Raw genomic sequence first — 24,580 nt, 5'->3', positions numbered from 1 at the left:
GCCGCCCGCCATGTCATGGTGGTGACCTCCGCCACGAGGGGTAGGTTCCTGACATGGCAGGCAGCACCCACACTGTGACCAATCAGCCTCCGCCGCTGGTCGGATATGACGTCTTCACCGCCGACCGCGCCCTGACGGACGCGGTGGAGCGGCACACCGACGCCGGTCTGCTCGACGAGGTGCGCGGCGAGCTGGCCGCGCTCGGCGAGGCCGCCGGTTCGGCGCAGGTACAGGAGTGGGGGACGCAGGCCAACGAGAACCCGCCGCGCCTGCGCACCCACGACCGCTACGGCCACCGCCTCGACGAGGTCGACTTCCATCCGGCCTGGCACCGACTGCTCGGCAAGGGCGTCTCGGCGGGCCTGACCGCGGCCTGGACCCGGCCCGCCGGGCATGTCCGGCGCGCCGCCGCGTTCCTGGTGTGGACGCAGGTCGACGCCGGCAACCTCTGTCCGCTGTCCATGACCCACGCCGCGGTGCCCGCCCTGCGCACCGACCCCGCGCTCGCCGCGGAGTGGGAGCCGCGGCTGACGTCCATGGTCTACGACCGCGGGCTGCGGCCGGCCCCGACCAAGGCCGGGGCCCTGTTCGGCATGGGCATGACGGAGAAGCAGGGCGGCAGCGACGTACGCGCGACCACCACGGCCGCCACCCCCCTCGCAGAGGACGGGACGTACGAGCTGACCGGGCACAAGTGGTTCTGCTCGGCGCCCATGTCGGACGGCTTCCTGGTGCTGGCGCAGGCGCCGGAGGGGCTCACCTGCTTCCTGGTGCCGCGCGTGCTGGCGGACGGCGACCGCAACGTCTTCATGATCCAGCGCCTCAAGGACAAGCTGGGCAACCGGTCGAACGCCTCCGCCGAGGTCGAGTTCGACGGGACCTGGGCGCGCCGGGTCGGCGAGGAGGGGCGCGGGGTACGCACCATCATCGAGATGGTGGCGGCGACCCGCCTGGACTGTGTGCTGGGCTCGGCGGGCCTGATGCGGCAGGCCGTGGCGCAGGCCGTCCACCACTGCACGTACCGCGAGGCGTTCGGTGACACGCTCGCCGACCAGCCCCTGATGCGCAACGTGCTGGCCGACCTCGCCCTGGAGTCCGAGGCGGCGACCACCCTCGCGCTGCGGCTCGCGGCGGCCTACGACGACGGTGGTGAGCAGGAGCGGGCGCTGCTCAGGATCGCCGTGCCGGCCGCCAAGTACTGGGTGACCAAGCGGTGCCCGCCGGTGGCGGTGGAGGCCGCCGAGTGCCTGGGCGGCAACGGGTACGTCGAGGAGTCGGGCCTGCCCCGGCTGGTGCGCGAGTCACCGCTCAACTCGATCTGGGAGGGCGCCGGGAACATCCAGGCGCTGGACGTGGTGCGGGCGTTGCAGCGGGAGCCGCAGGCCCTGAACGCCTTCCTCGTGGAGGTCGGCAGGACCCGCGGCGCCGATCACCGTCTGGACACGGCGGTCAAGGACCTGCTGACCGAACTCGGCGATCTGGACGGCGTCGAGGGACGGGCGCGGCGGCTGGCCGAACGGCTCGCGCTGGTGCTCCAGGGCTCGCTGCTCGTGCGGTACGCGCCCTCGGAGGTCGCCGACGCGTTCTGCGCGTCCCGCCTGGGCGGCGACGGCGGCGCGGCCTTCGGCACCCTGCCGAGCACCCTGGACCTGGCGTCGGTGGTGGAACGGGCCCGGCCGGAGTTCTGACCCGTCGGAGGCGCCGGGCGGCCTGATCCGCCGATGGCGCGATCTGCGCGGCGCCGGTACTGACGGTCTGATCCGCGCCGCCCCCGGGGAGGCGCCCCGGGTGTCCGGGCGCGGGACGCGGGGGTGATGCCGCGCCGACACGGCACCACCCCCGCCGTGGGCCCTCTCCAGGGCGGTGACACCGCTCGGGGCGGCGTCCCTCAAGTTTCGGACACAGCGCGCCCGCCCCGCCAGGGTTGCGGGGGGTTGCAACTTGGTGGTGTCTGTGTGCGGACTGTGCCCTTCCGTCCTGCCCTTCCGTCCTGCCCTTTCATCCTGCCCTTCCGTTCTGCCCGGACGGCATGATGAGACGGTCGGTCAAGACAGCTGGTCGGCCTCGTTCCCCTGCACCCCAGGAGTACATCTTCCGCATATTTGCAGGGTCTTCGTCCCGCACGGGCCCCGACTGCCGTAGCATCCCTCTACGGGCCACCCCACCTGCTCCTCGGTCAACGTACGGATCACCAGGCGCAGTTGCCCGCCTCGGGAGGATGCATGAAACAGCGCGGCAGACACCGTCGGCGCAAGCGGGGCAGGGCGGTGCGTGCCTTCCTCGCCGGGACCGCCCTCGCGCTGACCGGCGCGGCCACCATGATCAGCGTTTCGCAGGCCACGGTAGACGGCAACCCCGGGGCGCTGAAGCCCCTTTCCTCGACCACCGACACCGCCGCGCTGGGGCTCCAGGCGCAGCGGGTACCGCAGGCCTCCCTGGACCGGCTCGCCTCGGCGATGGGCCGGCCGGTGGGCGTCGACGCCGTCCTCGACCACGCCGACAAGAGCCTGCGCGCCCCGGACTCCTGCGCGGGCGAGGAACACAGGGCGCTGCCCGTGGAGCCCGCCGCCACCCGCGCCTACTGCTGGAACGCCGCCGACACCCGCTCCTGGCGGGCCGGCGCGGTCACCACCTCCGGGGACGCCGACGACGACGGCGTCTGGGGCCAGAACCGGGTCATCCTCTCCGGCTGGTCCCAGGCCACCGGAACGCCCGGCCGCGGTCTCGCCCGGGTCGCCTTCGTCGACGCCAACGACCTGGGCCACCTCCGCTACACCTCGGTGCTGCTGGTCGTCCCGGTCGACGGCGGCCGTGACTACCGGGCGCTCGCCTCGCGGCTGTCCGGCATGGTCTGGTACGAGGACAAGCTGCTGGTCACCGCCGACGACAAGGGGCGCGACGCCCTGTACGTGTACGACATGAACCGGGTCCAGCGCACGACGGTGGACGCGGACGCGGTGGGCCGGGTGCACGGCGGCTGGGCGGCGCACGGCTACCAGTACGTGCTGCCCGCCGTCGGGTCGTACCGGCTGACCGGGACGGACGGCGCCACCCGCCCCGAGAGCATCTCCCTGGACCGCACCACGACACCCGACAGCCTGGTCGCGACCTCACAGCCCGCCGGCGACGAGGACGGGCCCACTCGCCTGTGGCGCTACTCCTTCTCCACGGCCCCGACCCTGACCGCCCGCGCCGGACTGCTGGCCACCGACACCACCGGTCGCGCCGACCCGACCGAGGTGTACCGGACCGACGGCTCCGACATCGGAGGCGTCCTGTCGTACCACGACAGTTGGTACGTGGCCCGCGTCGGCTCGGGCGACGGACACGGCACGCTGTGGCGGCAGACCCGGGACGGCGCGCAGGCCACCCGGTGCGGGCCCGAGGAACGGCGCAACTGCTGGATCCCCGACACCCCGTCCCTCTCCTACTGGGAGGAGAGCGGCGAGGTCTGGACCCAGTCGGAGCGAATGCTCTTCGCGCTGCCGCTGGCCTCGATCGACAGGGCCCTCGAGTAGGGAGGCGGCCGGGCAGCGCTCCCAGGCCCGGTAGCTCGCAGGCCCCGCGGCTTGCAGACGCAGGCCCCGCGGCTCACTGTCGTCGGCCGGTAGCTCGCGCGGAGCGGTCGGGTGGCGATCGACAGACCGATCGGGCTCGTGATTCTCTGACCGCCATGACCAACATCCCCGTGACCACCTGGTCCCTGGAGCAGACCTCCCCGACCGACCTCCTGCCGGCCGCCGCGCCGGAGGGGGACGTGCGGATCGTGCGCGCCGAGGTCCCCTCCCCCGAGTTCAGCCGCTTCCTGTACGCGTCCGTCGGCGGCGACCTGCGCTGGATCGACCGGCTGAGCTGGACGTACGCCCGGTGGCAGGAACACCTGAACCGGTCGGGAGTGGAGACCTGGGTGGCCTACGACCGGGGGACGCCCGCCGGGTACGTGGAGCTGAACGCGCAGGACGACGGTGTCGTGGAGATCGTGTACTTCGGCCTGATTCCGGCCTTCCGCGGGCGGCGGATCGGCAGGCACCTGCTGTCGTACGGGGCCGCCCGCGCCTGGGACCTCGCGGACCGCCAGCCCGGAGTGCCGCCGACCAAGCGGGTGTGGCTGCACACCTGCAGCCTGGACAGCGAGCACGCGATGAACAATTATCTGCGGCGCGGCTTCACGCTCTTCGACACCAAGGTCCAGGAGGAACCGCAGGTGACCGCACCCGGCCCCTGGCCCGGTGCCCGACTTGGCTGACCTGCGCGGACAAGACCGCGTCGGCAGCATGTGACTGACACCACCTTCGTCTCACCATTCGAGACAAGGATGTCCACATCGCAGACAAAGCTGGACTGTGTCCAGATCGCCATGACACGCTTCCGCCATGTCTGGAACTGGAATTGCCTTGGTGAGTCGGCGGCACGTCGACCTCGGCCGCATGTCCAGCGCCATCTGTCCATCGATCTGACAGCCCCGGCAATGCCCGACATTCCCCTTCTGTCTCATTTCCACGCAGCGTCGCGCACATCCACTCCCGTGCGCGCATGCGCAGGTCAGAGCAGCTTATCCGCCTGTCCCGAAGGACGTATCAACCATGGCCGCCACCCCGCAGAAGCCTGACGCCGCGCCCGTCCGCCGCAAGGTGAGCCGTCACCGCGGTGAGGGTCAGTGGGCCGCGGGACACTTCACCCCGCTCAACGGCAACGAGCAGTTCAAAAAGGACGACGACGGTCTCAATGTGCGGACACGCATTGAGACGATCTACTCCAAGCGCGGGTTCGACTCGATCGACCCCAACGACCTGCGCGGCCGGATGCGCTGGTGGGGTCTGTACACCCAGCGCAAGCCCGGGATCGACGGCGGCAAGACCGCGATCCTGGAGCCGGAGGAGCTGGACGACAAGTACTTCATGCTGCGGGTCCGCATCGACGGCGGCCGGCTGACCACACGCCAGCTGCAGGTCATCGGCGAGATCTCGCAGGAGTTCGCGCGCGGCACCGCCGACATCACCGACCGGCAGAACATCCAGCTGCACTGGATCCGGATCGAGGACGTGCCCGCGATCTGGGACCGCCTGGAGGCGGTCGGCCTGTCCACCACCGAGGCCTGCGGTGACACACCCCGCGTGATCATCGGCTCGCCCGTCGCCGGTATCGCCGAGGACGAGATCATCGACGGCACCCGGGCCATCGACGAGATCCACGACCGGTTCATCGGCAGCAAGGAATTCTCCAACCTGCCCCGCAAGTTCAAGACCGCCATCTCCGGTTCCCCGCTCCTGGACGTCGCCCACGAGATCAACGACGTGGCGTTCGTCGGAGTCGAGCACCCCGAGCACGGCCCCGGCTTCGACCTGTGGGTGGGCGGCGGCCTGTCCACCAACCCGAAGATCGGCGTCCGGCTCGGCGCCTGGGTCCCGCTGGACGAGGTCCCCGAGGTGTGGGCGGGCGTGGTCGGCATCTTCCGCGACTACGGCTACCGGCGCCTGCGCACCCGCGCCCGGCTGAAGTTCCTGGTCGCCGACTGGGGCCCGGAGAAGTTCCGCCAGGTCCTTCAGGACGAGTACCTCAAGCGCCCGCTCGCCGACGGCCCCGCGCCCGCCGCGCCCGTGGAGCGCTGGCGCGACCACGTCGGCGTGCACCGGCAGCGGGACGGCCGTTTCTACGTCGGCTTCGCCCCGCGGGTGGGCCGGGTGGACGGCGCGACGCTCACGAAGATCGCGGAGCTCGCCGAGGCCCACGGCTCGGGCCGGGTCCGTACCACCGTCGAGCAGAAGATGATCGTCCTCGATGTCGAGGAGGCGCAGGTCGAGTCGCTGGTCGAGGCCCTTGCGGCCCTCGACCTGACCGCCAAGCCGTCCCCGTTCCGGCGCGGCACCATGGCCTGCACCGGCATCGAGTACTGCAAGCTCGCCATCGTCGAGACCAAGCAGCGCGGCTCCGCCCTGATCGACGAACTGGAACGCCGTATCCCCGAGTTCGACGAGCCGATCACCATCAACATCAACGGCTGCCCGAACGCCTGCGCCCGTATCCAGGTGGCGGACATCGGTCTCAAGGGGCAGCTGGTCCTCGACGGGGACGGCAACCAGGTCGAGGGCTACCAGGTGCACCTGGGCGGCGCGCTGGGTCTGGAGGCCGGCTTCGGCCGCAAGGTGCGCGGTCTGAAGGTCACCTCCGACGAGCTGCCCGACTACATCGAGCGCGTCCTCAAGCGCTTCCAGGAGGAGCGCGAGGAGGGTGAGCGCTTCGCCGCCTGGGCCACGCGCACATCCGAGGAGGCCCTCTCATGAGCGAGCGGGCCGCCCCCTTCTACTGCCCCTACTGCGGCGACGAGGACCTGCGTCCGAACGAGGAGAGTCACGGTGCCTGGGAATGCGCGGCATGCAACCGCGCATTTCAGCTGAAGTTCCTCGGGCTGCTGGCCCGGGGTGTTCAGCGTGCCGACAACGGACAGGACCAGATATGAGGACGGCGCAAGAAACCCGTACGACCGAGGAGTTGAAGGCGCTCGCCGAGCAGGCGGGCCGCGACCTCGAGGACGCCGACGCGCTGGAGATCCTCCAGTGGGCGGTCGACACCTTCGGGGAGCGCTTCTGCGTGACCTCCTCCATGGAGGACGCGGTGGTCGCCCATCTCGCGTCCCGGGTACGCAGGAGCGGCTCCCCCGTCGACGTGGTCTTCCTCGACACCGGCTACCACTTCCCGGAGACCATCGGTACCCGCGACGCGGTGGAGGCCGTGATGGACGTCAACGTCATCACGTTGACGCCGAGGCGGACGGTCGCCGAGCAGGACGCCGAGTTCGGGCCGAGGCTGCACGACCGCGACCCCGACCTGTGCTGCAAGATGCGCAAGGTCGAGCCGCTGGAGGAGGGCCTCAAGGAGTACGCGGCCTGGGCGACCGGGCTGCGCCGCGACGAGTCCCCGACCCGGGCGAACACCCCGGTCGTCGGCTGGGACGAGAAGCGCCAGAAGGTCAAGATCTCCCCGATCGCCCGCTGGACCCAGGACGACGTGGACGCGTACATCACCGAGCACGGTGTCCTCACCAACCCGCTGCTGATGGACGGCTACGCCTCCGTCGGCTGCGCACCCTGCACCCGCCGCGTCCTGGAGGGCGAGGACGCGCGCGCGGGCCGCTGGGCGAGCCTCAACAAGACCGAGTGCGGACTGCACGGATGACGACCACTGTGCTGTCGACGAATCAGGAGGACCAAGTGACGACCGGAGCCACCGTCTGGCTCACGGGTCTGCCGAGTGCCGGCAAGACCACCATCGCGTACGAGCTGGCGGGCAGGCTCCGCGCCGCGGGCCACCTCGTCGAGGTGCTCGACGGCGACGAGATCCGCGAGTTCATCTCGGCGGGCCTCGGCTTCTCCCGCGAGGACCGGCACACCAATGTGCAGCGCATCGGCTTCGTCGCCGAACTGCTGGCCCGTAACGGTGTCAAGGTGCTGGTCCCGGTGATCGCGCCGTACGCCGACAGCCGCGAGGCGGTGCGCAAGCGCCACCAGGACGGCGGGGCGGCGTACGTCGAGGTGCATGTGGCGACCCCGGTCGAGGTGTGCAGCGACCGGGACGTCAAGGGTCTGTACGCCAAGCAGGCGGCGGGCGAGCTGACCGGGCTCACCGGGGTCGACGACCCGTACGAGGAGCCCCTCTCGCCCGATCTGCGCATCGAATCACAGCACCAGACCGTCCAGGAGTCCGCAGCCGCGCTGCACGCGCTGCTCACCGAGAGGGGACTGGCATGACGACGACCGCAGCCAAGGTCGAGGAGGGTACGGACACCCCGTACGACCTCTCGCACCTGGACGCGTTGGAGTCCGAGGCGGTGCACATCTTCCGCGAGGTGGCGGGTGAGTTCGAGCGGCCGGTGGTCCTGTTCTCCGGCGGCAAGGACTCCATCGTCATGCTGCATCTGGCGCTGAAGGCGTTCGCCCCCGCGGCGATCCCCTTCTCGCTGCTGCACGTGGACACCGGGCACAACTTCCCCGAGGTGCTGGAGTACCGGGACCGCACGGTCGACAAGCACGGTCTGCGGCTGCATGTCGCGTCCGTGCAGGACTACATCGACCGGGGGGTGCTCAAGGAGCGCCCGGACGGCACCCGTAACCCGCTGCAGACGCTTCCGCTGACGGAGAAGATCCAGGCCGAGAGGTTCGACGCGGTCTTCGGCGGCGGTCGCCGCGACGAGGAGAAGGCCCGCGCCAAGGAGCGGGTCTTCTCGCTGCGGGACGAGTTCTCGCAGTGGGACCCGCGCCGCCAGCGCCCCGAACTGTGGAACCTGTACAACGGACGGCACGCTCCCGGCGAACACGTCCGCGTCTTCCCGCTGTCCAACTGGACCGAACTCGACGTGTGGCAGTACATCGCCCGCGAGGGCATAGAGCTGCCCGAGATCTACTTCGCCCACGAGCGCGAGGTGTTCCGGCGGGCCGGCATGTGGCTGACGGCCGGCGAGTGGGGCGGGCCGAAGGACGCCGAGACCGTGGAGAAGCGCCAGGTGCGCTACCGCACGGTCGGCGACATGTCCTGCACCGGCGCCGTCGACTCCGACGCCACCACGCTGGAGGCCGTGATCACCGAGATCGCGGCATCCCGGCTCACCGAACGCGGCGCCACTCGCGCCGACGACAAGATGTCCGAGGCCGCGATGGAAGACCGCAAGCGCGAGGGGTACTTCTAATCATGAGCACGCTCACGACCGAGGAACTCTCGGAAACCACCCTGCTGCGGTTCGCCACCGCCGGCTCCGTCGACGACGGCAAGTCCACCCTGGTGGGCCGTCTCCTGCACGACTCCAAGTCGATCCTCACCGATCAGCTGGAGGCCGTCGAGCGCGCCTCCGCGAGCCGTGGCCAGGAAGCCCCGGACCTCGCGCTCCTGACCGACGGCCTGCGGGCCGAGCGGGAGCAGGGCATCACCATCGACGTGGCCTACCGCTACTTCGCGACGCCCCGCCGCCGGTTCATCCTCGCCGACACCCCGGGCCATGTGCAGTACACCCGCAACATGGTCACCGGCGCCTCCACCGCGGAACTGACGGTGATCCTCGTCGACGCCCGCAACGGCGTCGTCGAACAGACCCGCCGGCACGCCGCGATCGCCGCCCTGCTGCGCGTCCCCCACGTGGTCCTGGCCGTCAACAAGATGGACCTGGTGGACTACCGGGAGACCGTGTTCGCGGACATCGCCGAGGAGTTCACGGCGTACGCGACCGAGCTGGGCGTCCCCGAGGTCACCGCCATCCCGATCTCGGCTCTCGCCGGTGACAACGTGGTGGAAGCGTCCGCGAACATGGACTGGTACGGCGGGCCGACGTTCCTGGAGCACCTGGAGTCCGTGCCGGTCGCCCACGACCTCAGCCACTGCCACGCCCGGCTGCCCGTGCAGTACGTGATCCGGCCGCAGACCGCCGAACACCCCGACTACCGGGGGTACGCGGGCCAGATCGCGGCCGGTTCCTTCCGCGTCGGCGAGCAGGTCACGGTGCTGCCGTCCGGCGGCTCGACGAAGATCTCCGGCATCGACCTGCTCGGGACGCCGGTCGACGTCGCCTGGACCACCCAGTCGGTGACCCTCCTGCTGGAGGACGACATCGACATCTCACGCGGTGACCTGATCGTGCCCAGCAAGGACGCGCCGCCGACCACCCAGGACATCGAGGCGACCGTCTGCCATGTCGCCGACGCCCCCCTGACCGTCGGTCACCGGGTGCTGCTCAAGCACGGCACCCGCACGGTGAAGGCGATCGTCAAGGACATCCCGTCCCGGCTCACGCTCGACGACCTGTCCCTGCACCCGCACCCGGGACAGCTCGTCGCCAACGACATCGGCCGGGTGAAGATCCGTACCGCCGAGCCGCTGCCGGTCGACTCCTACGCGGACTCGCGGCGCACCGGCTCGTTCATCCTGATCGACCCGAACGACGGCACCACGCTCACCGCGGGCATGGTCGGCGAGTCGTTCGCGGCGCCGGAGCCCGTCAAGGTCACCGCCGAGGACGACGGGTGGGACTTCTGACCATGGACTCCACCGACTTCTACTCCTCGTTCGCGAAGGAGGGCGGCCGCGTCGGCAGCGGTGCCCTCGGCAGTGGGCAGGGCGGGGTGGCGCGATGTGTGCGCTGACGTTCGCGCACTGCCTGCGCGCCCGCACCCCCCACCGCTGTAGACGAAAACCTGCCGACCTCCCGGCCACGACCTGAAAGACCGTGACCGCCGGGCCAACGAGGGGAACACCTCCCGTGCCTGCCAACCGATCCACCCTCATACGCCGCGGCCTGGCCGCCGCCGTCGCGCTGCCTCTGCTCACCCTCGCCGCCTGCGGCTACGGTTCCAAGGCACAGGACGACCAGACCGCCAAGGTCGCCGCCGGCGCGAAGAAGATCGACGGCCTCGACTCAGTCAAGATCGGGTACTTCGGCAATCTGACCCACGGCACCGCCCTGGTGGGTGTGCAGAAGGGGTACTTCCAGAAGTCCCTCGGCGCCACCAAGGCCCAGTACCAGATCTTCAACGCGGGTCCCTCCGAGATCGAGGCCCTCAACTCCAAGTCGATCGACATCGGCTGGATCGGCCCGTCCCCGGCGATCAACGGCTACACCAAGTCGAACGGCAAGAACCTGCGCATCATCGGCGGTTCGGCGTCCGGCGGTGTGAAGCTCGTGGTCGACCCGAAGAAGATCAAGTCCCTCAAGGACGTCAAGGGCAAGACGATCGCGACTCCGCAGCTGGGCAACACGCAGGACGTGGCGTTCCTCAACTGGATCGCCGATCAGGGCTGGAAGGTCGACGCGGAGAGCGGCAAGGGTGACGTCTCGGTCGTCCGCACGGACAACAAGGTCACCCCGGACGCCTACAAGTCCGGTTCCATCGACGGTGCGTGGGTGCCCGAGCCGACCGCGTCCAAGCTGGTCGCCGAGGGCGCGAAGGTGCTGCTGGACGAGTCGTCGCTGTGGCCGGACAAGAAGTTCGTGATCACGAACATCATCGTGCGGCAGGACTTCCTCAAGGAGCACCCGAAGGCCGTCGAGGCGGTGCTGCGGGCCTCCGTCGAGGCGAACAAGTGGATCAACGCCAACCCGGACGCGGCGAGGGCCGCGGCGAACAAGCAGCTGGCGGCGGACTCCGGCAAGGCGCTGCCCGCCGACGTCCTGGACCCGGCCTGGAAGTCGATCCAGTTCACCAACGACCCGCTGGCCGCCACCCTCAACACCGAGGCGGAGCACGCCGTCAAGGCCGGTCTGCTGGAGAAGCCCGACCTGAAGGGCATCTACGACCTCACGCCCCTCAACAAGGTCCTCAAGGCCGAGGGTGAAAGCCCGGTCGACGCCGCCGGCCTCGGCACGAACTGACCGCAGACCCCGATGAGTTCCCAGGAGGTGACGACCATGGCCACGACCTTCGCCAAGGCCGCCGAGACAGTGGAGCACGCGGCGCGCATCGAGCACGTCTCGAAGTCCTTCGCGGGCCCCACCGGGCAACAGCTCGTGCTGGACGACATCAGCATCGACGTCGCACCGGGCGAGTTCGTCACCCTCCTGGGGGCCTCGGGCTGCGGCAAGTCCACACTGCTGAACCTGGTGGCGGGGCTGGACAAGCCCACCGTCGGGTCCATCACGACGGACGGCCGCGCGGCCCTGATGTTCCAGGAGCACGCCCTCTTCCCGTGGCTGACCGCGGGCAAGAACATCGAACTCGCCCTCAGGTTGCGGGGAGTTCCGAAGAGCGAACGCCGGACCAGGACCGAGGAGCTGCTCGAACTCGTCCGGCTGAAGGGCGCGTACGGCAAACGGGTGCACGAACTGTCGGGCGGTATGCGTCAGCGTGTGGCGCTGGCCCGGGCGCTCGCCCAGGAGAGCAACCTGCTGCTGATGGACGAGCCGTTCGCGGCGCTGGACGCCATCACCCGGGATGTGCTGCACGACGAGCTGACGCGGATCTGGGCGGAGACCGGCGTGTCCGTCCTCTTCGTGACGCACAACGTGCGTGAGGCGGTGCGGCTCGCGCAGCGTGTGGTGCTGCTGTCGTCCCGGCCGGGCCGCATCGCGCGCGAGTGGACGGTCGACATCCCGCAGCCGCGCCGCATCGAGGACGCGCCCGTGGCGGAACTGTCCGTCGAGATCACCGAAGTACTGCGTGGGGAGATCCGCCGCCATGGCCAGCACTGACGCGAAGACGACCGACGGGAGCGCCAAGAACGGCTCCGCGCTGGCCGGCATCGAGGCGGGTCTCGACGCGCTGGAGAGCTCGGTCAGCGGACGGCCGCCGTTTCGCCAGACCTTCCGCGAGAAGATCCTGCCGCCGATCACCGCGATCGTCGTGGTCCTGGTGGTCTGGCAGGGACTGATCTCCCTGAAGATCGTCGACGACCCGTCGAAGCTGCCCTCCCCCGGCGCCGTGTGGGCCGAGGCCGAGGACGCGTGGCTCAAGGGCACGCTGCTCGGCTACATCTGGACGAGCGTCTCGCGCGGTCTGTTCGGCTTCGCGCTCGCCCTCGTCATCGGCACGCCGCTGGGCTTGCTCGTGGCGCGGGTGAAGTTCGTGCGCGCGGCGATCGGGCCGATCCTGTCCGGTCTGCAGTCGCTGCCGTCGGTGGCCTGGGTACCGGCCTCCGTGATCTGGCTGGGCCTGAAGCCCGAGATGATGTACGCCGTGATCCTGCTCGGCGCGGTCCCCTCGATCGCCAACGGTCTGGTGTCCGGCGTCGACCAGGTGCCGCCGCTGTTCCTGCGCGCGGGACGGACCCTGGGGGCGACCGGTGTGCGCGGCATCTGGCACGTCGTCCTGCCCGCCGCGTTGCCCGGTTATGTGGCGGGACTGAAGCAGGGGTGGGCGTTCTCCTGGCGCTCGCTGATGGCCGCCGAGATCATCGCGCAGGCGCCGGACCTCGGCACGGGCCTGGGTCAGCTGCTGGAAGTCGGCCGTACGAACAGCAGCATGGCCACGGTCTTCCTCGCCATCCTGCTCATCCTGTTCGTCGGCATCGCCATCGACCTGCTGATCTTCAGCCCGCTGGAGCGGTGGGTGCTGCGCAGCCGCGGTCTGCTGGTGAAGAGCTGAGCCTCATGCACAAGAAACCCGTCCTCCTGGTCATCGCCCACGGCAGCCGCGACCCGCGGCACGCCGCGACGGTGCACGCCCTCGTACGGCGGGTGCGCTCGCTGCGCCCCGGCCTGCGGGTGGAGACCGGTTTCCTGGAGTTCAACGTCCCGTCCGTGCAAGGGGTGTTGGAGTCGCTGGCGGCGCAGGACGTGGGAGAGGTCGTGGCGCTCCCCCTCCTGCTGAGCCGCGCGTTCCACGCGAAGTCGGACATCCCGGCGGTCCTGCGGGACGCGCCGCCGCGGCTGCGGATCCGGCAGGCCGAGGTGCTCGGCCCGTCGCCGCTGCTGCTCACCGCCCTGGAACGGCGGTTGCACGAGGCGGGGCTGACGCCCGCCGACAAGTCCTCGACCGGGGTCGTCCTGGCCTCGGCGGGGTCCACCGACCCGGAGGCGATCGCAGTGATCGCTGAAATCGCGCGGGAGTGGCGGCACACCGGTTGGTGCGCCGTGCGACCTGCGTTCGCCTCCGCTGCTCTGCCCCGTACCGAGGACGCGGTACGGGAACTGCGGGCCCTCGGCTGCGAGCGGGTCGCCGTCGCGCCGTACGTCCTGGCGCCCGGTTTCCTCCCCGACCGGATCGCCCGGGGCGCGGCAGGGGCGGACGTCCTGGCGGAGGTGCTCGGCCCGTCGCCGGAGGTGGCGCGGGTGCTGCTGGAGCGGTACGACGCGGCCCGGGTGCCGCTGCTCGCGGCCGTGGGGGCGTGACGCCCCCTGACGCGGGGCGCGGCGATCCAACGCGACAGCCCGCCCCCTGCCCGGCCGGAGCGCTCCTGCAATAGGCTCGGCCGAATGATCCAGGACTCCTTCCCGCTGGGCGGAGAACTGCCCGTACGGCGGCTCGGCTACGGCACCGCACAGCTCACCGGCCCGGGCTACTGGGGCCCGCGAGGTGATCCGGCGGACGCGGTGGCGGTGCTGCGGCGGGCGGTGGAGCGCGGGGTCACGCTGATCGACACTGCGGACAACTACGGCCCGTCGATCGCCGAGGAACTCGTGGCCGAGGCCCTGCACCCGTACCCCGAGCACCTGGTGATCGCCACCAAGGGCGGCGTGGTGCGCACCAGCGACACGGCCTGGCACATCGACGGGCGGCCCGAGCGGCTGCGGCAGATGTGCGAGGCGAGCCTGCGCAGGCTGCGGCTGGAGAGGGTCGACCTGTACCAGCTGCACCGGCTGGACCCGGACGTCCCGATGGCCGAACAGCTGGGCGTGCTCGACGAGTTGCGCGCCGAGGGCAAGATCCGGCACATCGGCCTCGACACCGTCACCGTCGAACAGCTGGAAACGGCCCTGGAGTTGACGTCCGTGGCGTCCGTCCAGAACCGCTACAACCTGCTCGACCGTGCCTCGGAGCCGCTGCTGAGGGTGTGTGAGGCGCGCGGGGTCGCGTTCCTGCCGTGGTTCCCGCTGGGCAACGGATCGCTGACCTCGGATGCGGTGTGCGCCGACATCGCCGCCGCGCACGGTGCCGGGCCCGGCCAGATCGCCCTGGCGTGGCTGCTGCACCGCTCCCCGGTGCTGTGTCCGACGCCGGGCACCGGCTCCCTCGCGCATCTGGAGGAGAACCTGGGCGCCGGTGCCGTGGAGCTGTCCGCGTCCGACCTGACCCGGCTGGACGCACTGGTCACGGCGGACTGAAGGTCACGCCGAGCCGGTCATCCGCACCAGCTTGAGGACGGTGTTCCAGTTGCGGCTGGTGGCAATCACGCCCTTGTTCAGCCGGGGCTTGGAGAGGTGCTCGGCCAGCTTGGAGCGGCCCAGGCCGTTCGGGGCGTAGAGGTACAGGGCGCGGTCGCCGAGCCGGAACTCCTCCGGGAGGTAGGCGGCCCGGTCGATCTCGGCGAACCGTTCCTCGTCGACGGGGGCGGAGAAGTAGGTGACGTGCAGTTGCCTGGCCTCCAGGTCGGCGGCCGGGAACGGGCAGTCCTCGGCGATCGCGCTGAGGTAGGCGTGGTCGCGCACGATCACGTCGACCACGAAGCCGAACCGCTTCTCGATCGCCGCCGCGATCTCGTCGGCCAGCGATTCCTCGTCCCCGTGGTCACTGGCGAACACGGCCTGGCCGCTCTGCAGATACGTGCTCACGTCGTGGTGGCCGACGCTCTCCAGCAGGGCGCGGAGGTCGGCCATCGGGACCTTCCTGCTGCCGCCCACGTTGATCCCGCGCAGCAGCGCCGCATACGTCGTCGTCATCCGCACACCTTAGGGGTCCTTTCACTATGAGCGCCCGGGGCACGCGCCCTGATCGGACGCTCATAGTGAAAGGACCCCTAAGGCAGCTGCCGACCCCCGCCGGGGCAATTCGGCGGGGGCTGTGTCGTCGGGCGGACACCCTCAGGCGTCAGCCGGCCTTCCCGGGCTGCTGCTTGTTGCCGTCGACGACCGCGCGCTGGGTGATCGCGCTGGTGAACACGACGGTGCCGGCCTTGAACTCCCCGTCCTTATCGGCCTTGACCTGGACGGTGCGCTCGCCGAGCAGCTCCAGGGTCTTCCTGTCGAAGATCCACTCGGTGCGTTGGCCGTCGGTGTCGTTCTGCCGTGCCACCGCGATCCCGTGACGGCCCGTGGCGTCGACCGCGTCGTCCACGGTGACGACCCCGGGGATCTTGGCGGCGGCCTTGTAGAGGGCGGCGGTGAGGTCCGCGGGCGGGTAGCTCTCGGCCAGCAGGTCGCCTATCGCGACGAAGGCCGCCTGATCACGGGGGACTTCGGGGTCCCGGTCGGCGTCCGACACCTGGTAGATGTGCCGCAGCAGCGCGTCGGGGTCGGTCGGCAGCTTGGCCAGGAGGTTGTACGCCGAGCTCACCGGGTTCGGCCCCGCCAGGGTCATGCCCTCGTCGCTGGTCTCGCCCGCTTCGATCAGCCAGCCGTCCTTCCCGTCGGGGGACATCCAGACCCGACGGTCGTGCAGCTTCTGGCTGACCACCGTGGTCTTGTCGTCGACGGTCTTGGGGTACGTACTGGCCACCTTCGAGGCGATGTAGACGAACTGGCCGTCGTGCACCGCGGGCGCGGAGGTGTCGGCGGCGGCGAGGGAGATGCGGTCGAGCAGCTGGGGGGCGCCCTTGGGGTCGGCGGCGCCGACCCGGGTGGTGAGCGCGGGTCCGGTGGCCAGGTCGGTCTTGCCGCCGTCGTCGTTGCCGCCGGACAGGGCGAGACCGGCCACGACCGCGCCGGCCAGGGCGAAGGCTCCCGCGGGCAGCAGGATCGCGCGGCGCAGGAACGGGTTGCGGCGCCGCGGGGCGGGGGCCGGGCGGGCGCTGGTGCGGTCGGTGCGGAGGTCGTCGTGGATCTGGGCCATCATCTGCTCCTTGTGGAACTGGTGGCGGCCCGCCGGCAGGTCCCGCTCGACGGAGGGCAGGAGTCCCTGGGTCTCCGTCCACTCAGCCGGGTGCGGCTGGGAGGGGCTGGCGTTCATCGGTTTCCTTCCTGTGCGGACCGGATCACGTATCCGCGATCACCTGTTGTCTGCCGGTCCGGGGTGGTGGGTTCCCGTTTCTTTCGGAGCAGTTCGGCGTCGGCGAGTCCGCGCAGCTTGCCGCGGGCGCGAGACAGCCGGGAGCGGACGGTGCCGACGGGGATGCCGAGGGCGCGAGCGGCTTCGGCGTACTCCATGCCCTCCCACAGACACAGCGTCAGGACCTCGCGCTCGGGCAGCTTGAGGGCGCTGAGGGCGGTCAGCGTGGCGCTGATCCGGCGCCGGTCGTCCACGCGTGAGGCGGTCTGCCCACTTCGGAGACCTGTGACGTGTTCGACAGATTCTCGGCCATGCCCAAGCCGGGCTCCGCCGGCGGACCGGGCACCCCGGTAGATGTAGGGGGCCGTCGTCCTACCCAGTGGGGAGAGGCGGTCACCGGGAGGATGATTCCGGCCAGTGGGAGCTCACCGAGCAGCACGAGGTGACGGGTTTATCCGCGTCATACCTTCGAAGTGAAAGGTGGCGGCAGGGGGCTGTCACCGCTCACGAGGGGGCAAGCCCATCATGGGGAACGGAGATACGCGGGTGCGGGGCCTGGCCGCGCGGGCCGGCGGCTGGAGTGCCCGGCACCGATGGGCTGCCGTGGGGATCTGGGTGCTGTTCGTGGTCCTGGCGATGGGGCTCGGTTCGGCGGCCGGCACGGTCGAGGTCAAGGACAGCGACCAGCTCGGCGGCGAGACCCACACCGCAGCCAAGATCATCGAGGACGCGGGGATCGAGGAACCGGCCGGGGAAACCGTTCTGGTCCAGGCACGGGGCGGCTCGGGCAAGGCGACCGACGCCGACTTCCGGACCGCCGTCGACTCCGTCATGAAGGCCGTCGAGGGGACCGGCCAGGTCACCGACGTGACCTCGCCGTACGACACGAAGACGATTTCGCGGGACGGCCGCAGCGCGCTCGTGCGGTTCGACATGCGCGGCGACTCCGACACCGCCGGCGACCGGGTCGAACCGGTGTTGAAGGCCGTCGAGGGCGTACAGAAGGAGCACTCCTCGCTGTGGATCGAGGAGATCGGCGGCGCCAGCATGAACAAGACGTTCGACGACGCGTTCGGCGACGACTTCCAGCAGGCCGAGTACTCCGCGGTGCCGGTGGCGCTGGGCATCCTGCTGATCGCGTTCGGCGCGCTGGTCGCGGCGCTGCTGCCGGTGGCGCTCGCGCTCACCGCGATCATCGCGACCACGGGTCTGATGGGTATCGTCAGCCACCTCCAGCCGATGGACAACACCTCCAGCTCCGTGATGCTGCTGGTCGGCCTCGCCGTGGGCGTCGACTACTGCCTGTTCTACCTACGCCGCGAGCGCGAGGAGCGGGAGGCGGGACGGGACCCGGAAACCGCTCTCCGGATCGCCGCGGCGACCAGCGGCCGGGCAGTGATCGTCTCCGGTGTCACGGTGTGCGTGGCGATGGCGGGCATGCTCTTCACCGGGCTCGCCACCTTCGAGGCGATGGGCCTGGCCTCCCTGATGGTGGTCGCGGTCGCCATGGTCGGCTCGGTGACCGTTCTCCCGGCACTGCTGTCGCTGCTCGGCCACCGGGTGGAAAAGGGCCGTATCCCCTTCCTCAAGCGGCGCAACAACGGCAGCAACGGCAGCCGGTTCTGGTCGGCGGTCCTGAAGGGGGTGCTCGCCAAGCCGTGGGTCTCCGTCCTGGTCGCGGCCGGCGCGCTGCTCGCCATCGCGGCGCCCGCGGTCGGCATGAAGACCCAGAACCTGACCCTGGACAAGGAGTTCGGCGACTCGCTGCCCATCGTGCAGACGTACAACCGTGTCAACGAGGCGTTCCCGGGCGGCTCGGGGCCGGCCACGGTCGTGGTCAGGGCGGAGGACATCAACGCCGCCGACGTGCGCGACGCGTTGGAGGAGTTCAAGGAGCAGGCGGTCAGCTCGGGCGCCTCGCGCGGCCCGGTCGAGATCAAGCTGCACGACGCGCAGAACGTGGCCTTCGTGTACGTCCCGCTGGTCGGCGGCTCCGACCAGGACAAGGCGGGCGCGAGTCTGGTCAAGCTGCGTGACCAGGTACGGCCGGCGACGCTCGGCAAGGTCGACGGAGTGCAGGCGCCGATCACCGGAGAGGTCGCGGGCAACAAGGACTTCAACGACCAGCTGATCGGCTCGGTCGCGCCGGTCTTCGCCTTCGTCGTGGTGTTCGCCTTCCTGCTGATGCTGCTGTCGTTCCGCTCGCTGACGATCGCGATCACCTCGATCGTGCTCAACCTGCTGTCGGTGGGCGCCGCCTACGGCATTCTCGTCGCCGTCTTCCAGCACGGCTGGGGTGCCTCACTGGTGGGCGCGGAGGGCGTCGGCGCGATCGTGACCTGGCTGCCGCTGTTCCTCTTCGTGATCCTGTTCGGCCTGTCGATGGACTACCACGTCTTCGTGGTCTCGCGAATCCGTGAGGCGCGGCTGCGGGGCCGTACGACGAACGAGGCCATCCAGCACGGAGTGGTCACCACGGCGGGTGTCGTGACCAGTGCCGCGGTCATCATGGTCGCCGTCTTCGCGATCTTCGGGACGCTGTCCATGCAGTCGATGAAGCAGATGGGTGTCGGCCTCGCGGCGGCGGTGCTCATCGACGCGACGATCATCCGGGGTGTGCTGCTGCCGGCCGTGATGGCGCTGCTCGGCGAGCGCAACTGGTACCTGCCGAAGTGGCTGCACCGGCTGCCGGACCTCACCCATGACGAGGCGCCCGAGGACGTGGTCCGCCCGGCGGTGCGCGACGACGAGGGTGAGCGGCTGGGGGTCTGATCCCCCTGGAGAGGTGAACCCTCCATGACTGAGGGCCCGTTGGTCACCGGGGTGCCAACGGGCCCTCTGCCGTGCGTGGTCTCAGGGGGCGGACACCCCCTACGGCAGCTTGGCCTCGATGAGGTCGGCCGCGCGCCGGGTGCCGCCCTCCTCGGCCATCTCCGCCTGGACGGCCTTCAGTCGCCGGGCCACCTCCGGGTCGTCCACCAGGGCGAGGGCGGCTGCCCGCAGCGCCTCGGCGGTCGCCTCCTCCGCGGGGAGGTGACGGGCCACGCCGAGCGACTGGAGCACGTCCGCGTTGCCGAACTGGTCCACGGCCTGCGGTACGGCGATCATCGGGGTGGCCGTGGCCAGGCCCTCCTGGCTGCCGCCCGCACCGGCGTGCGTGACGAACAGGTCGGCCTGCTTCAGGATCGCCAACTGCGGCACCCAGGACCGTACTTCGACGTTGCTCGACAGGTCCCCGAGTTCGGCGGGGTCGACGTGCCTGCCGACCTGGAGGACGACGTGCCAGCCGGGCAGGTCGCCGAAGGCCCTGACGCACTCCCGGTAGAAGGCCGGCTGCTGGGTGAAGGTCGACCCCAGCGAGACGAGGACCACCTTCTCGGCGTCGGCGGGGCGGTGCCACTCCCCGTCGGCCGTGCGGTCGCCCTGACAGGCGCCGACGAAGCTGTACACGCTCTCGTCGACCCGGTCGGCGTTCGGCTGCAACGCCCTCGGGATCAGCACGAGGGAGCGGTCCGGGCGGCCGACGAAGTCATCGTGGTGCAGGGTGATTCCGTTCTCCTCCAGCCAGGCGTGGAAACGGGCGAGGTAGGCCTTTCCGCGTTCGGTGCTCTTCGGCTCAGCCCACATCGCTTCGGCGACCTCCTTGTCGTAGCCCTCCCAGGCGACGAGGTTCGGCGACAGGGAGATCGCGGGCACGCCCCAGCGGTGCGCGAGGACCCGGGCCGGGTACGCGGTGATGTCGTGCAGCACGAGGTCGGGCTCGTCGCCCTCGTACGCGTCGGCGAGCTGCGGCAGCGCCTGGATCGCGTCCGCCAGGAAGATCTCCACGTGGTCCAGCAGAACGGAGCCCCAGGCCGACGGGTCCTCGTCGGGGCCGGGCAGCGTCGAGTGCCACGGCTTGACCTCGGCTCCGACTGCGGCGATCTTCTCGGCGAACAGGGGTGGAATCGCGTAGGTGACCCGGTGCCCCCTCGCCACCAGCTCCCGGATCACTTCGAGGCTCGGGTTCACATGGCCGTGGGCGGCGATGGAGAACATGGCGATGTGAGCAGGACTGGTCATGGGGACGACCCTAGACGAGACGAGCCGTCTCGTACAATGCGATTAGCCCTCGCCCGGGCAGTCCACATCCGCCCCCTCCGTACGGACGCCGTCCGGCTGGGTCAGGGACACCTGCTTCGGGGGCACCCCGGGGGAGGCGATCCGCTGCGTCTCCAGGGCCGTACAGATGAGCTGCGCCACTCCGAGGTTCCTGCCGTCCATCTCCGCGATCACCGAGAGCTGGACGGCGTCGTCGCTGGTCCGCACCGTCACGAAGCCGTCTGTGCCGACCCTCGTCGGGGCCGGGGCCGCGCCGTCCGCGGGCACGGCCGTCGGAAGCAGGGCGACCTGCGAGGGCAGCTCAGTCGTGACACCTTTCACGCTCTCCTGGTCGGTCGGCCCCTGGAGCAGCGCATCCATGGCCGTCCGCACGTCCACCCGGCCGTCGACAGAGCGATTTACGCCGAACAGCCCGCCGTCGACCACCAAGTACACCCGCACCCTGGCCTCGATCCCGCTCGCCGGGCCGCCCGCCTCGACCACGTCGGTGGCGGGGATGCCGCAGGCGGTGAGCACGGCCGGCAGCAGAAGGAGCGGCGACACACGGCGAACCAGGGCGCTTTTCATGACCAGCTCTCTTCGGACGGTCCGCGCAGCGGCAGTTCCACGGTGAAGACGGCTCCACCCTCGGGCCGATTCGCGGCGCGGACCGTACCCCCGTGCAACCGGACGTTCTCGGCGGCGATCGCGAGGCCCAGACCGCTGCCCTCGGTGCGGGTGCGGGCGGCGTCCGACTTGTAGAAGCGTTCAAAAACGTGCGGCAGCACATCGGCGGGGATGCCGGGTCCGCTGTCCAGCACCTCGACGACGGCCCGTCGCACAGGTCCGGCCCCGCCTTGCTCCCGCAGCCGCAGCAGTACCGGGCGGCCGCCGTGGCGCAGGGCGTTGCCGACCAGGTTGGCCACGACGACGTCCAGCCGACGCGGGTCGACGGTCGCGCGCAGGGTGTCGGGGGGCGGCAGGTCGGTGCCGACCACGTCGGTCCAGGCGCGGGCGGCAAGGGTGCGGCGCAGCGACTCGGCGAGGTCGATCTGGTCCAGGTGCAGCACGGCCGCGCCCGCGTCGAAGCGGGAGATCTCCATCAGGTCGTCCACCAGCCGGGTCAGCTTCACCGTCTCCTCGCTGATCAGCCGGACGGCGGTGGCGGTGTCCGGGTCGAGCCGGGCGGCGTCCTCGTCGAGGACATCGGTGACCGCCGACATCGCGGCCAGCGGGGTGCGCAGCTCGTGCGAGACGTCGGCGGCGAAACGGCGGGCCCTGGCCTCCATGCCGCGCAGTTCGGCCACCGACCCCTCGAGCGCTGCGGCCGTCTCGTTGAACGTGAGCGACAGATCGGCGAGTTCGTCCGAACCGTCGACGGCGAGCCGGGTGTCCAGCCGGCCCTCGGCGATGCTGCGGGTGGCGCTGCGCAGTGCCCGTACCGGCCGCAGCACCCCGCGCGCGGCGAGCAGCGCGAGCAGCACGGCGAGGGCCAGGGAGGGAATCGTGGCCCGTTCGACGGCGGTGACCAGGGCGTCGATGTACGCCCGCTCCGTGGTCTGCGGCACCGCCAGGAACACCTGGACTCCCGAGGGGTTGATCCACCCCGTGTCGGATGTGGCGAAGGCGACGGACATACCGACGACCAGAACGGTGCGGTCGCCGCGGGCCACTCGCTGGAAGACGGTGGCGGTGCTGGAGTCGACGGCCCGGCGCAGGGCGGGTGTCCGCTCCTCGAACCGGTCGCCGGGCATCGAGGTGGCACTGAGGTCGCCGTACGCGACGAGGACGCGCCAGGTCCCGGCGGACTCGCCGCGGGCCACGCCGGAGGCGAACCGCTGCAGTCCGGCCTGGTCCGGCGGGAAGGCCAGGTCGGGGGCGAGCTGGTCGACCTGGGTGCGCAGAAGTTTGATCACGGTGTCCTGGCCCTGCTGGAGCACGCCGGTGCGCGCCTCACGGAAGGTCAGCGCCCCGGTGGATGCGGCGGTGAGGGCGGCGACCAGCGCGAAGGCCACGACCAACCGCATCCGCAGCCCACGCAGTTGGGGTGCCCTGATCCGGTCCCGCACCCTACGCCGAACCGGGCGCGTGTCCGGGGCCCCCTCCGATGACGTCGCCGAGGCCGTCGGGGGCTTTCCCGAGGCCTTCGCCGAACGCCGCAGTCGGCCCCTCACCGGGCAAACCGGTAGCCGAAGCCGCGCACGGTCTGGATGTAGCGGGGCTCGCGCGGCGGTTCGCCCATCTTGGCGCGCAGCCGTTTGACGCAGGCGTCCACCAGGCGCGCGTCCCCGTGATAGCTGTGCTCCCAGACCGCCTCCAGGAGCTGTTGCCGGCTGAACACCTGGCCGGGCGAGGCGGACAGGGTGAGCAGCAGCCTCAGTTCGGAGGGCGCGAGGGCGACGCGTGCGCCCTGCCGGGTGACCGAGAGTCCCGCCCGGTCGATGGACAGGTCCCCATAGGTGTCGATCTTCGGTATGCCCCCGTCGGCGGGCACCCCGGCCGCCCGGCGCAGAACGGCGCGGATGCGGGCCTCCAGCACCCTGGCCTGCACGGGTTTGACCACGTAGTCGTCGGCTCCGGCCTCCAGCCCGACGACGATGTCCTCGTCGTCGCCCCGTGCGGTCGCCATGATGATCGGCAGCGTCTGGTCGAGGGCGCGCATCCCCCGGCACACGTCCAGGCCGGAGATACCGGGCAGCATCAGGTCCAGCACCACGACGTCCGGCCGGAAGGACCGCAGCCGCTCCAGCCCCTCCTCGCCGGTCTCGGCGGCGGCGACCTCGTGTCCCTGGCGGCGCAGGGCGAGGTCGACCCCCTCCCGCACGGCACGGTCGTCTTCGATCAGCAGAACGCGTGGCATGCGCTCAGTATCCGTACGTCGTCAGCTTGTTCGGGACTCTGTTACCGGATGATCACATAGGCTGACACCCCACGCGTCGTTACTTTTTCGTTACCATTCAAACCCGAACCGATCACATCGCGGTCACAATCTGACCAACCATGACCGCTCGCAAAGCAACTTCTTCCAACAGCCGCAGTCGTCGGAGTGGCCCGTCACACGCCTCCCCGCGCGGACGGAAGGGGCGGCTGTGGGGAGGTCTGGCCGCGCTGACCGTCCTGGGCGCCGCCGGGTTCGCGGCCGTGGGCTGGGCGTCGCCCGGTGGCGGCACCCACCCCGACGCCCGGTCCGCGCCCACGAAACACGCGGAGTCCGACGCCGCCTCGGCTCGGCCGACACACAGCTCCGACACCAAGCCGTCCCGTCCGTCCGGCAGTTCGTCCGCCGGTTCGTCTGGCTCGTCGTCGGGTTCGCCTGGTTCGCCTGGTTCCTCGTCCCGTTCGTCCGACCGGCCTTCGCAGCCCACCATCCCGCTGTCGGGGCCGGGGACGTTCACCACCGCGTCCGGTGGCAGCGACACGGTGGGCAAGGGCAACGTCCTGCGATACCGGGTCGATGTCGAGGACGGCCTCGACCTGTCCGCCGCGGACGTCGCCGAGCAGGTGGAGGACATCCTGGCCGACCGGCGCGGATGGACGGCGGACGGCCACACCGCGTTCCGGCGCGTGTCGAGCGGCACCACCGACTTCGCCGTCCGGGTCGCCACGCCCGGGACGGTGGACAAGATCTGCCGACAGTACGGGCTGGACACCGGCGGTGAGCTCAACTGCAGCGTGAGCCAGAACGTGATGGTCAACCTCAAGCGCTGGCTGCTGGCGACTCCCGTCTACGCCAAGGACGTCACGTCCTACCGCGGACTGATCGTCAACCACGAGGTCGGCCACTTCCTCAAGCACGGCCACGTCGGCTGTCCCGGCCCGGGACAGCCGGCGCCCGCGATGATGCAGCAGATCAAGGGCATGCACGGCTGTGTGCCGAACGTCTGGCCGTACGACGAGAAGGGCCGCTACATCACGGGACCCGGCGTTTCCTGATCCGGGCTCGC

The 24,580-nt window shown here is 70.6% G+C and carries 23 protein-coding genes and 1 pseudogene; 17 read left to right on the top strand and 7 right to left on the bottom strand.

What is annotated here, in order from left to right:
- The first annotated feature begins 53 nt into the window (after positions 1-53).
- The 15 genes from ACFYRY_RS28165 (at position 54) to ACFYRY_RS28095 (ending at position 14,737) form a co-directional block, all read left to right on the top strand.
- Positions 54-1,688 (top strand): acyl-CoA dehydrogenase family protein, encoded by a 1,635-nt coding sequence (locus ACFYRY_RS28165; protein WP_389151374.1) that lies wholly within the window; start codon positions 54-56, stop codon positions 1,686-1,688.
- 534 nt (positions 1,689-2,222) lie between these two features.
- Positions 2,223-3,518, top strand: a complete 1,296-nt coding sequence (locus tag ACFYRY_RS28160; RefSeq protein WP_389151371.1) for a hypothetical protein — start codon at positions 2,223-2,225, stop codon at positions 3,516-3,518.
- 155 nt (positions 3,519-3,673) lie between these two features.
- Positions 3,674-4,246, top strand: a complete 573-nt coding sequence (locus ACFYRY_RS28155; RefSeq protein ID WP_389151368.1) for a GNAT family N-acetyltransferase — start codon at positions 3,674-3,676, stop codon at positions 4,244-4,246.
- Between the two features lie 127 nt (positions 4,247-4,373).
- A complete protein-coding gene (locus ACFYRY_RS28150; RefSeq protein WP_356763453.1) occupies positions 4,374-4,457 on the top strand; it encodes a putative leader peptide in 84 nt (27 codons plus the stop codon).
- 126 nt (positions 4,458-4,583) lie between these two features.
- Positions 4,584-6,281 (top strand): nitrite/sulfite reductase, encoded by a 1,698-nt coding sequence (locus ACFYRY_RS28145; RefSeq protein WP_389151365.1) that lies wholly within the window; start codon positions 4,584-4,586, stop codon positions 6,279-6,281.
- Positions 6,278-6,457, top strand: a complete 180-nt coding sequence (locus tag ACFYRY_RS28140) for a hypothetical protein (RefSeq protein ID WP_389151362.1) — start codon at positions 6,278-6,280, stop codon at positions 6,455-6,457. Before ACFYRY_RS28145 ends, ACFYRY_RS28140 begins: the two co-directional genes overlap by 4 nt.
- Positions 6,454-7,173, top strand: coding sequence for a phosphoadenylyl-sulfate reductase (locus ACFYRY_RS28135; protein WP_389151359.1), 720 nt, complete (start codon positions 6,454-6,456; stop codon positions 7,171-7,173). The genes ACFYRY_RS28140 and ACFYRY_RS28135 overlap by 4 nt, the downstream gene beginning before the upstream one ends.
- The gene (cysC, locus tag ACFYRY_RS28130) at positions 7,170-7,745 is read left to right on the top strand and encodes an adenylyl-sulfate kinase (protein ID WP_389151356.1); all 576 of its coding nucleotides are present in this window, start codon (positions 7,170-7,172) and stop codon (positions 7,743-7,745) included. Before ACFYRY_RS28135 ends, cysC begins: the two co-directional genes overlap by 4 nt.
- Positions 7,742-8,680, top strand: coding sequence for a sulfate adenylyltransferase subunit CysD (gene cysD, locus ACFYRY_RS28125; protein ID WP_389151353.1), 939 nt, complete (start codon positions 7,742-7,744; stop codon positions 8,678-8,680). The genes cysC and cysD overlap by 4 nt, the downstream gene beginning before the upstream one ends.
- Positions 8,681-8,682: 2 nt before the next feature.
- A complete protein-coding gene (locus ACFYRY_RS28120) occupies positions 8,683-10,017 on the top strand; it encodes a sulfate adenylyltransferase subunit 1 (protein ID WP_389151350.1) in 1,335 nt (444 codons plus the stop codon).
- Between the two features lie 223 nt (positions 10,018-10,240).
- Positions 10,241-11,350: an aliphatic sulfonate ABC transporter substrate-binding protein gene (locus ACFYRY_RS28115; protein ID WP_389151347.1), complete on the top strand. Its 1,110-nt coding sequence runs from the start codon at positions 10,241-10,243 to the stop codon at positions 11,348-11,350.
- Between the two features lie 12 nt (positions 11,351-11,362).
- Complete coding sequence (locus tag ACFYRY_RS28110) at positions 11,363-12,166, top strand: ABC transporter ATP-binding protein (RefSeq protein ID WP_389151344.1); 804 nt, start codon at positions 11,363-11,365, stop codon at positions 12,164-12,166.
- The gene (locus ACFYRY_RS28105) at positions 12,153-13,058 is read left to right on the top strand and encodes an ABC transporter permease (protein ID WP_389151341.1); all 906 of its coding nucleotides are present in this window, start codon (positions 12,153-12,155) and stop codon (positions 13,056-13,058) included. Before ACFYRY_RS28110 ends, ACFYRY_RS28105 begins: the two co-directional genes overlap by 14 nt.
- 5 nt (positions 13,059-13,063) lie before the next feature.
- Positions 13,064-13,804, top strand: coding sequence for a sirohydrochlorin chelatase (locus ACFYRY_RS28100; RefSeq protein WP_389151338.1), 741 nt, complete (start codon positions 13,064-13,066; stop codon positions 13,802-13,804).
- Between the two features lie 84 nt (positions 13,805-13,888).
- Positions 13,889-14,737, top strand: coding sequence for an aldo/keto reductase (locus ACFYRY_RS28095; protein ID WP_389151335.1), 849 nt, complete (start codon positions 13,889-13,891; stop codon positions 14,735-14,737).
- Between the two features lie 3 nt (positions 14,738-14,740).
- Here ACFYRY_RS28095 and ACFYRY_RS28090 read toward each other — a convergent pair whose 3' ends face one another.
- The 3 genes and pseudogenes from ACFYRY_RS28090 to ACFYRY_RS28080 form a co-directional block, all read right to left on the bottom strand.
- Entirely contained in the window at positions 14,741-15,292 is a 552-nt protein-coding gene (locus tag ACFYRY_RS28090) for a DUF1697 domain-containing protein (protein WP_389151332.1), read from the bottom strand.
- Positions 15,293-15,440: 148 nt separating this feature from the next.
- Positions 15,441-16,517, bottom strand: a complete 1,077-nt coding sequence (locus ACFYRY_RS28085; protein ID WP_389151329.1) for a CU044_5270 family protein — start codon at positions 16,515-16,517, stop codon at positions 15,441-15,443.
- A pseudogene (locus ACFYRY_RS28080) lies at positions 16,514-16,909 on the bottom strand (RNA polymerase sigma factor); the annotation flags it as partial. The pseudogene ACFYRY_RS28080 and the gene ACFYRY_RS28085, both read right to left, overlap by 4 nt.
- A gap of 172 nt (positions 16,910-17,081) precedes the next feature.
- Here ACFYRY_RS28080 and ACFYRY_RS28075 point away from each other — a divergent pair.
- The gene (locus ACFYRY_RS28075) at positions 17,082-19,328 is read left to right on the top strand and encodes an MMPL family transporter (protein ID WP_389151327.1); all 2,247 of its coding nucleotides are present in this window, start codon (positions 17,082-17,084) and stop codon (positions 19,326-19,328) included.
- Between the two features lie 99 nt (positions 19,329-19,427).
- On the opposite strand, the gene mgt is transcribed toward ACFYRY_RS28075, so the two are convergent.
- From mgt to ACFYRY_RS28055, 4 genes are all read right to left on the bottom strand, one after another.
- Entirely contained in the window at positions 19,428-20,618 is a 1,191-nt protein-coding gene (gene mgt / locus ACFYRY_RS28070) for a macrolide-inactivating glycosyltransferase (RefSeq protein ID WP_389151324.1), read from the bottom strand.
- 42 nt (positions 20,619-20,660) lie between these two features.
- Entirely contained in the window at positions 20,661-21,224 is a 564-nt protein-coding gene (locus ACFYRY_RS28065) for a hypothetical protein (RefSeq protein ID WP_389151321.1), read from the bottom strand.
- Positions 21,221-22,663 (bottom strand): sensor histidine kinase, encoded by a 1,443-nt coding sequence (locus ACFYRY_RS28060; protein WP_389151658.1) that lies wholly within the window; start codon positions 22,661-22,663, stop codon positions 21,221-21,223. The genes ACFYRY_RS28065 and ACFYRY_RS28060 overlap by 4 nt, the downstream gene beginning before the upstream one ends.
- Positions 22,664-22,806: 143 nt before the next feature.
- Positions 22,807-23,496, bottom strand: a complete 690-nt coding sequence (locus ACFYRY_RS28055; RefSeq protein ID WP_389151318.1) for a response regulator — start codon at positions 23,494-23,496, stop codon at positions 22,807-22,809.
- Between the two features lie 140 nt (positions 23,497-23,636).
- On the opposite strand from ACFYRY_RS28055, the gene ACFYRY_RS28050 reads away from it, so the two are divergent.
- Positions 23,637-24,569, top strand: a complete 933-nt coding sequence (locus ACFYRY_RS28050; protein ID WP_389151315.1) for a DUF3152 domain-containing protein — start codon at positions 23,637-23,639, stop codon at positions 24,567-24,569.
- Positions 24,570-24,580: the final 11 nt, after the last annotated feature.

The sequence above is a fragment of the Streptomyces sp. NPDC005263 genome (assembly GCF_042872365.1).
Classification (GTDB): domain Bacteria; phylum Actinomycetota; class Actinomycetes; order Streptomycetales; family Streptomycetaceae; genus Streptomyces.
This window is presented reverse-complemented; position numbering and strand designations above follow the sequence as displayed.

What these genes read in the sequence shown, in the direction of transcription:
- cysC (WP_389151356.1), top strand. Translation starts at nt 7,170, where the DNA reads ATGACGACCACTGTGCTGTCGACGAATCAGGAGGACCAAGTGACGACC.
- ACFYRY_RS28145 (WP_389151365.1), top strand. Translation starts at nt 4,584, where the DNA reads ATGGCCGCCACCCCGCAGAAGCCTGACGCCGCGCCCGTCCGCCGCAAG.
- ACFYRY_RS28165 (WP_389151374.1), top strand. Translation starts at nt 54, where the DNA reads ATGGCAGGCAGCACCCACACTGTGACCAATCAGCCTCCGCCGCTGGTC.
- ACFYRY_RS28140 (WP_389151362.1), top strand. Translation starts at nt 6,278, where the DNA reads ATGAGCGAGCGGGCCGCCCCCTTCTACTGCCCCTACTGCGGCGACGAG.
- ACFYRY_RS28075 (WP_389151327.1), top strand. Translation starts at nt 17,082, where the DNA reads ATGGGGAACGGAGATACGCGGGTGCGGGGCCTGGCCGCGCGGGCCGGC.
- ACFYRY_RS28100 (WP_389151338.1), top strand. Translation starts at nt 13,064, where the DNA reads ATGCACAAGAAACCCGTCCTCCTGGTCATCGCCCACGGCAGCCGCGAC.
- ACFYRY_RS28095 (WP_389151335.1), top strand. Translation starts at nt 13,889, where the DNA reads ATGATCCAGGACTCCTTCCCGCTGGGCGGAGAACTGCCCGTACGGCGG.
- cysD (WP_389151353.1), top strand. Translation starts at nt 7,742, where the DNA reads ATGACGACGACCGCAGCCAAGGTCGAGGAGGGTACGGACACCCCGTAC.
- ACFYRY_RS28060 (WP_389151658.1), bottom strand. Translation starts at nt 22,663, where the DNA reads ATGCGGTTGGTCGTGGCCTTCGCGCTGGTCGCCGCCCTCACCGCCGCA.
- ACFYRY_RS28120 (WP_389151350.1), top strand. Translation starts at nt 8,683, where the DNA reads ATGAGCACGCTCACGACCGAGGAACTCTCGGAAACCACCCTGCTGCGG.
- ACFYRY_RS28110 (WP_389151344.1), top strand. Translation starts at nt 11,363, where the DNA reads ATGAGTTCCCAGGAGGTGACGACCATGGCCACGACCTTCGCCAAGGCC.
- ACFYRY_RS28085 (WP_389151329.1), bottom strand. Translation starts at nt 16,517, where the DNA reads ATGAACGCCAGCCCCTCCCAGCCGCACCCGGCTGAGTGGACGGAGACC.
- ACFYRY_RS28155 (WP_389151368.1), top strand. Translation starts at nt 3,674, where the DNA reads ATGACCAACATCCCCGTGACCACCTGGTCCCTGGAGCAGACCTCCCCG.
- ACFYRY_RS28050 (WP_389151315.1), top strand. Translation starts at nt 23,637, where the DNA reads ATGACCGCTCGCAAAGCAACTTCTTCCAACAGCCGCAGTCGTCGGAGT.
- mgt (WP_389151324.1), bottom strand. Translation starts at nt 20,618, where the DNA reads ATGACCAGTCCTGCTCACATCGCCATGTTCTCCATCGCCGCCCACGGC.
- ACFYRY_RS28090 (WP_389151332.1), bottom strand. Translation starts at nt 15,292, where the DNA reads ATGACGACGACGTATGCGGCGCTGCTGCGCGGGATCAACGTGGGCGGC.
- ACFYRY_RS28055 (WP_389151318.1), bottom strand. Translation starts at nt 23,496, where the DNA reads ATGCCACGCGTTCTGCTGATCGAAGACGACCGTGCCGTGCGGGAGGGG.
- ACFYRY_RS28135 (WP_389151359.1), top strand. Translation starts at nt 6,454, where the DNA reads ATGAGGACGGCGCAAGAAACCCGTACGACCGAGGAGTTGAAGGCGCTC.
- ACFYRY_RS28150 (WP_356763453.1), top strand. Translation starts at nt 4,374, where the DNA reads ATGTCTGGAACTGGAATTGCCTTGGTGAGTCGGCGGCACGTCGACCTC.
- ACFYRY_RS28105 (WP_389151341.1), top strand. Translation starts at nt 12,153, where the DNA reads ATGGCCAGCACTGACGCGAAGACGACCGACGGGAGCGCCAAGAACGGC.
- ACFYRY_RS28160 (WP_389151371.1), top strand. Translation starts at nt 2,223, where the DNA reads ATGAAACAGCGCGGCAGACACCGTCGGCGCAAGCGGGGCAGGGCGGTG.
- ACFYRY_RS28065 (WP_389151321.1), bottom strand. Translation starts at nt 21,224, where the DNA reads ATGAAAAGCGCCCTGGTTCGCCGTGTGTCGCCGCTCCTTCTGCTGCCG.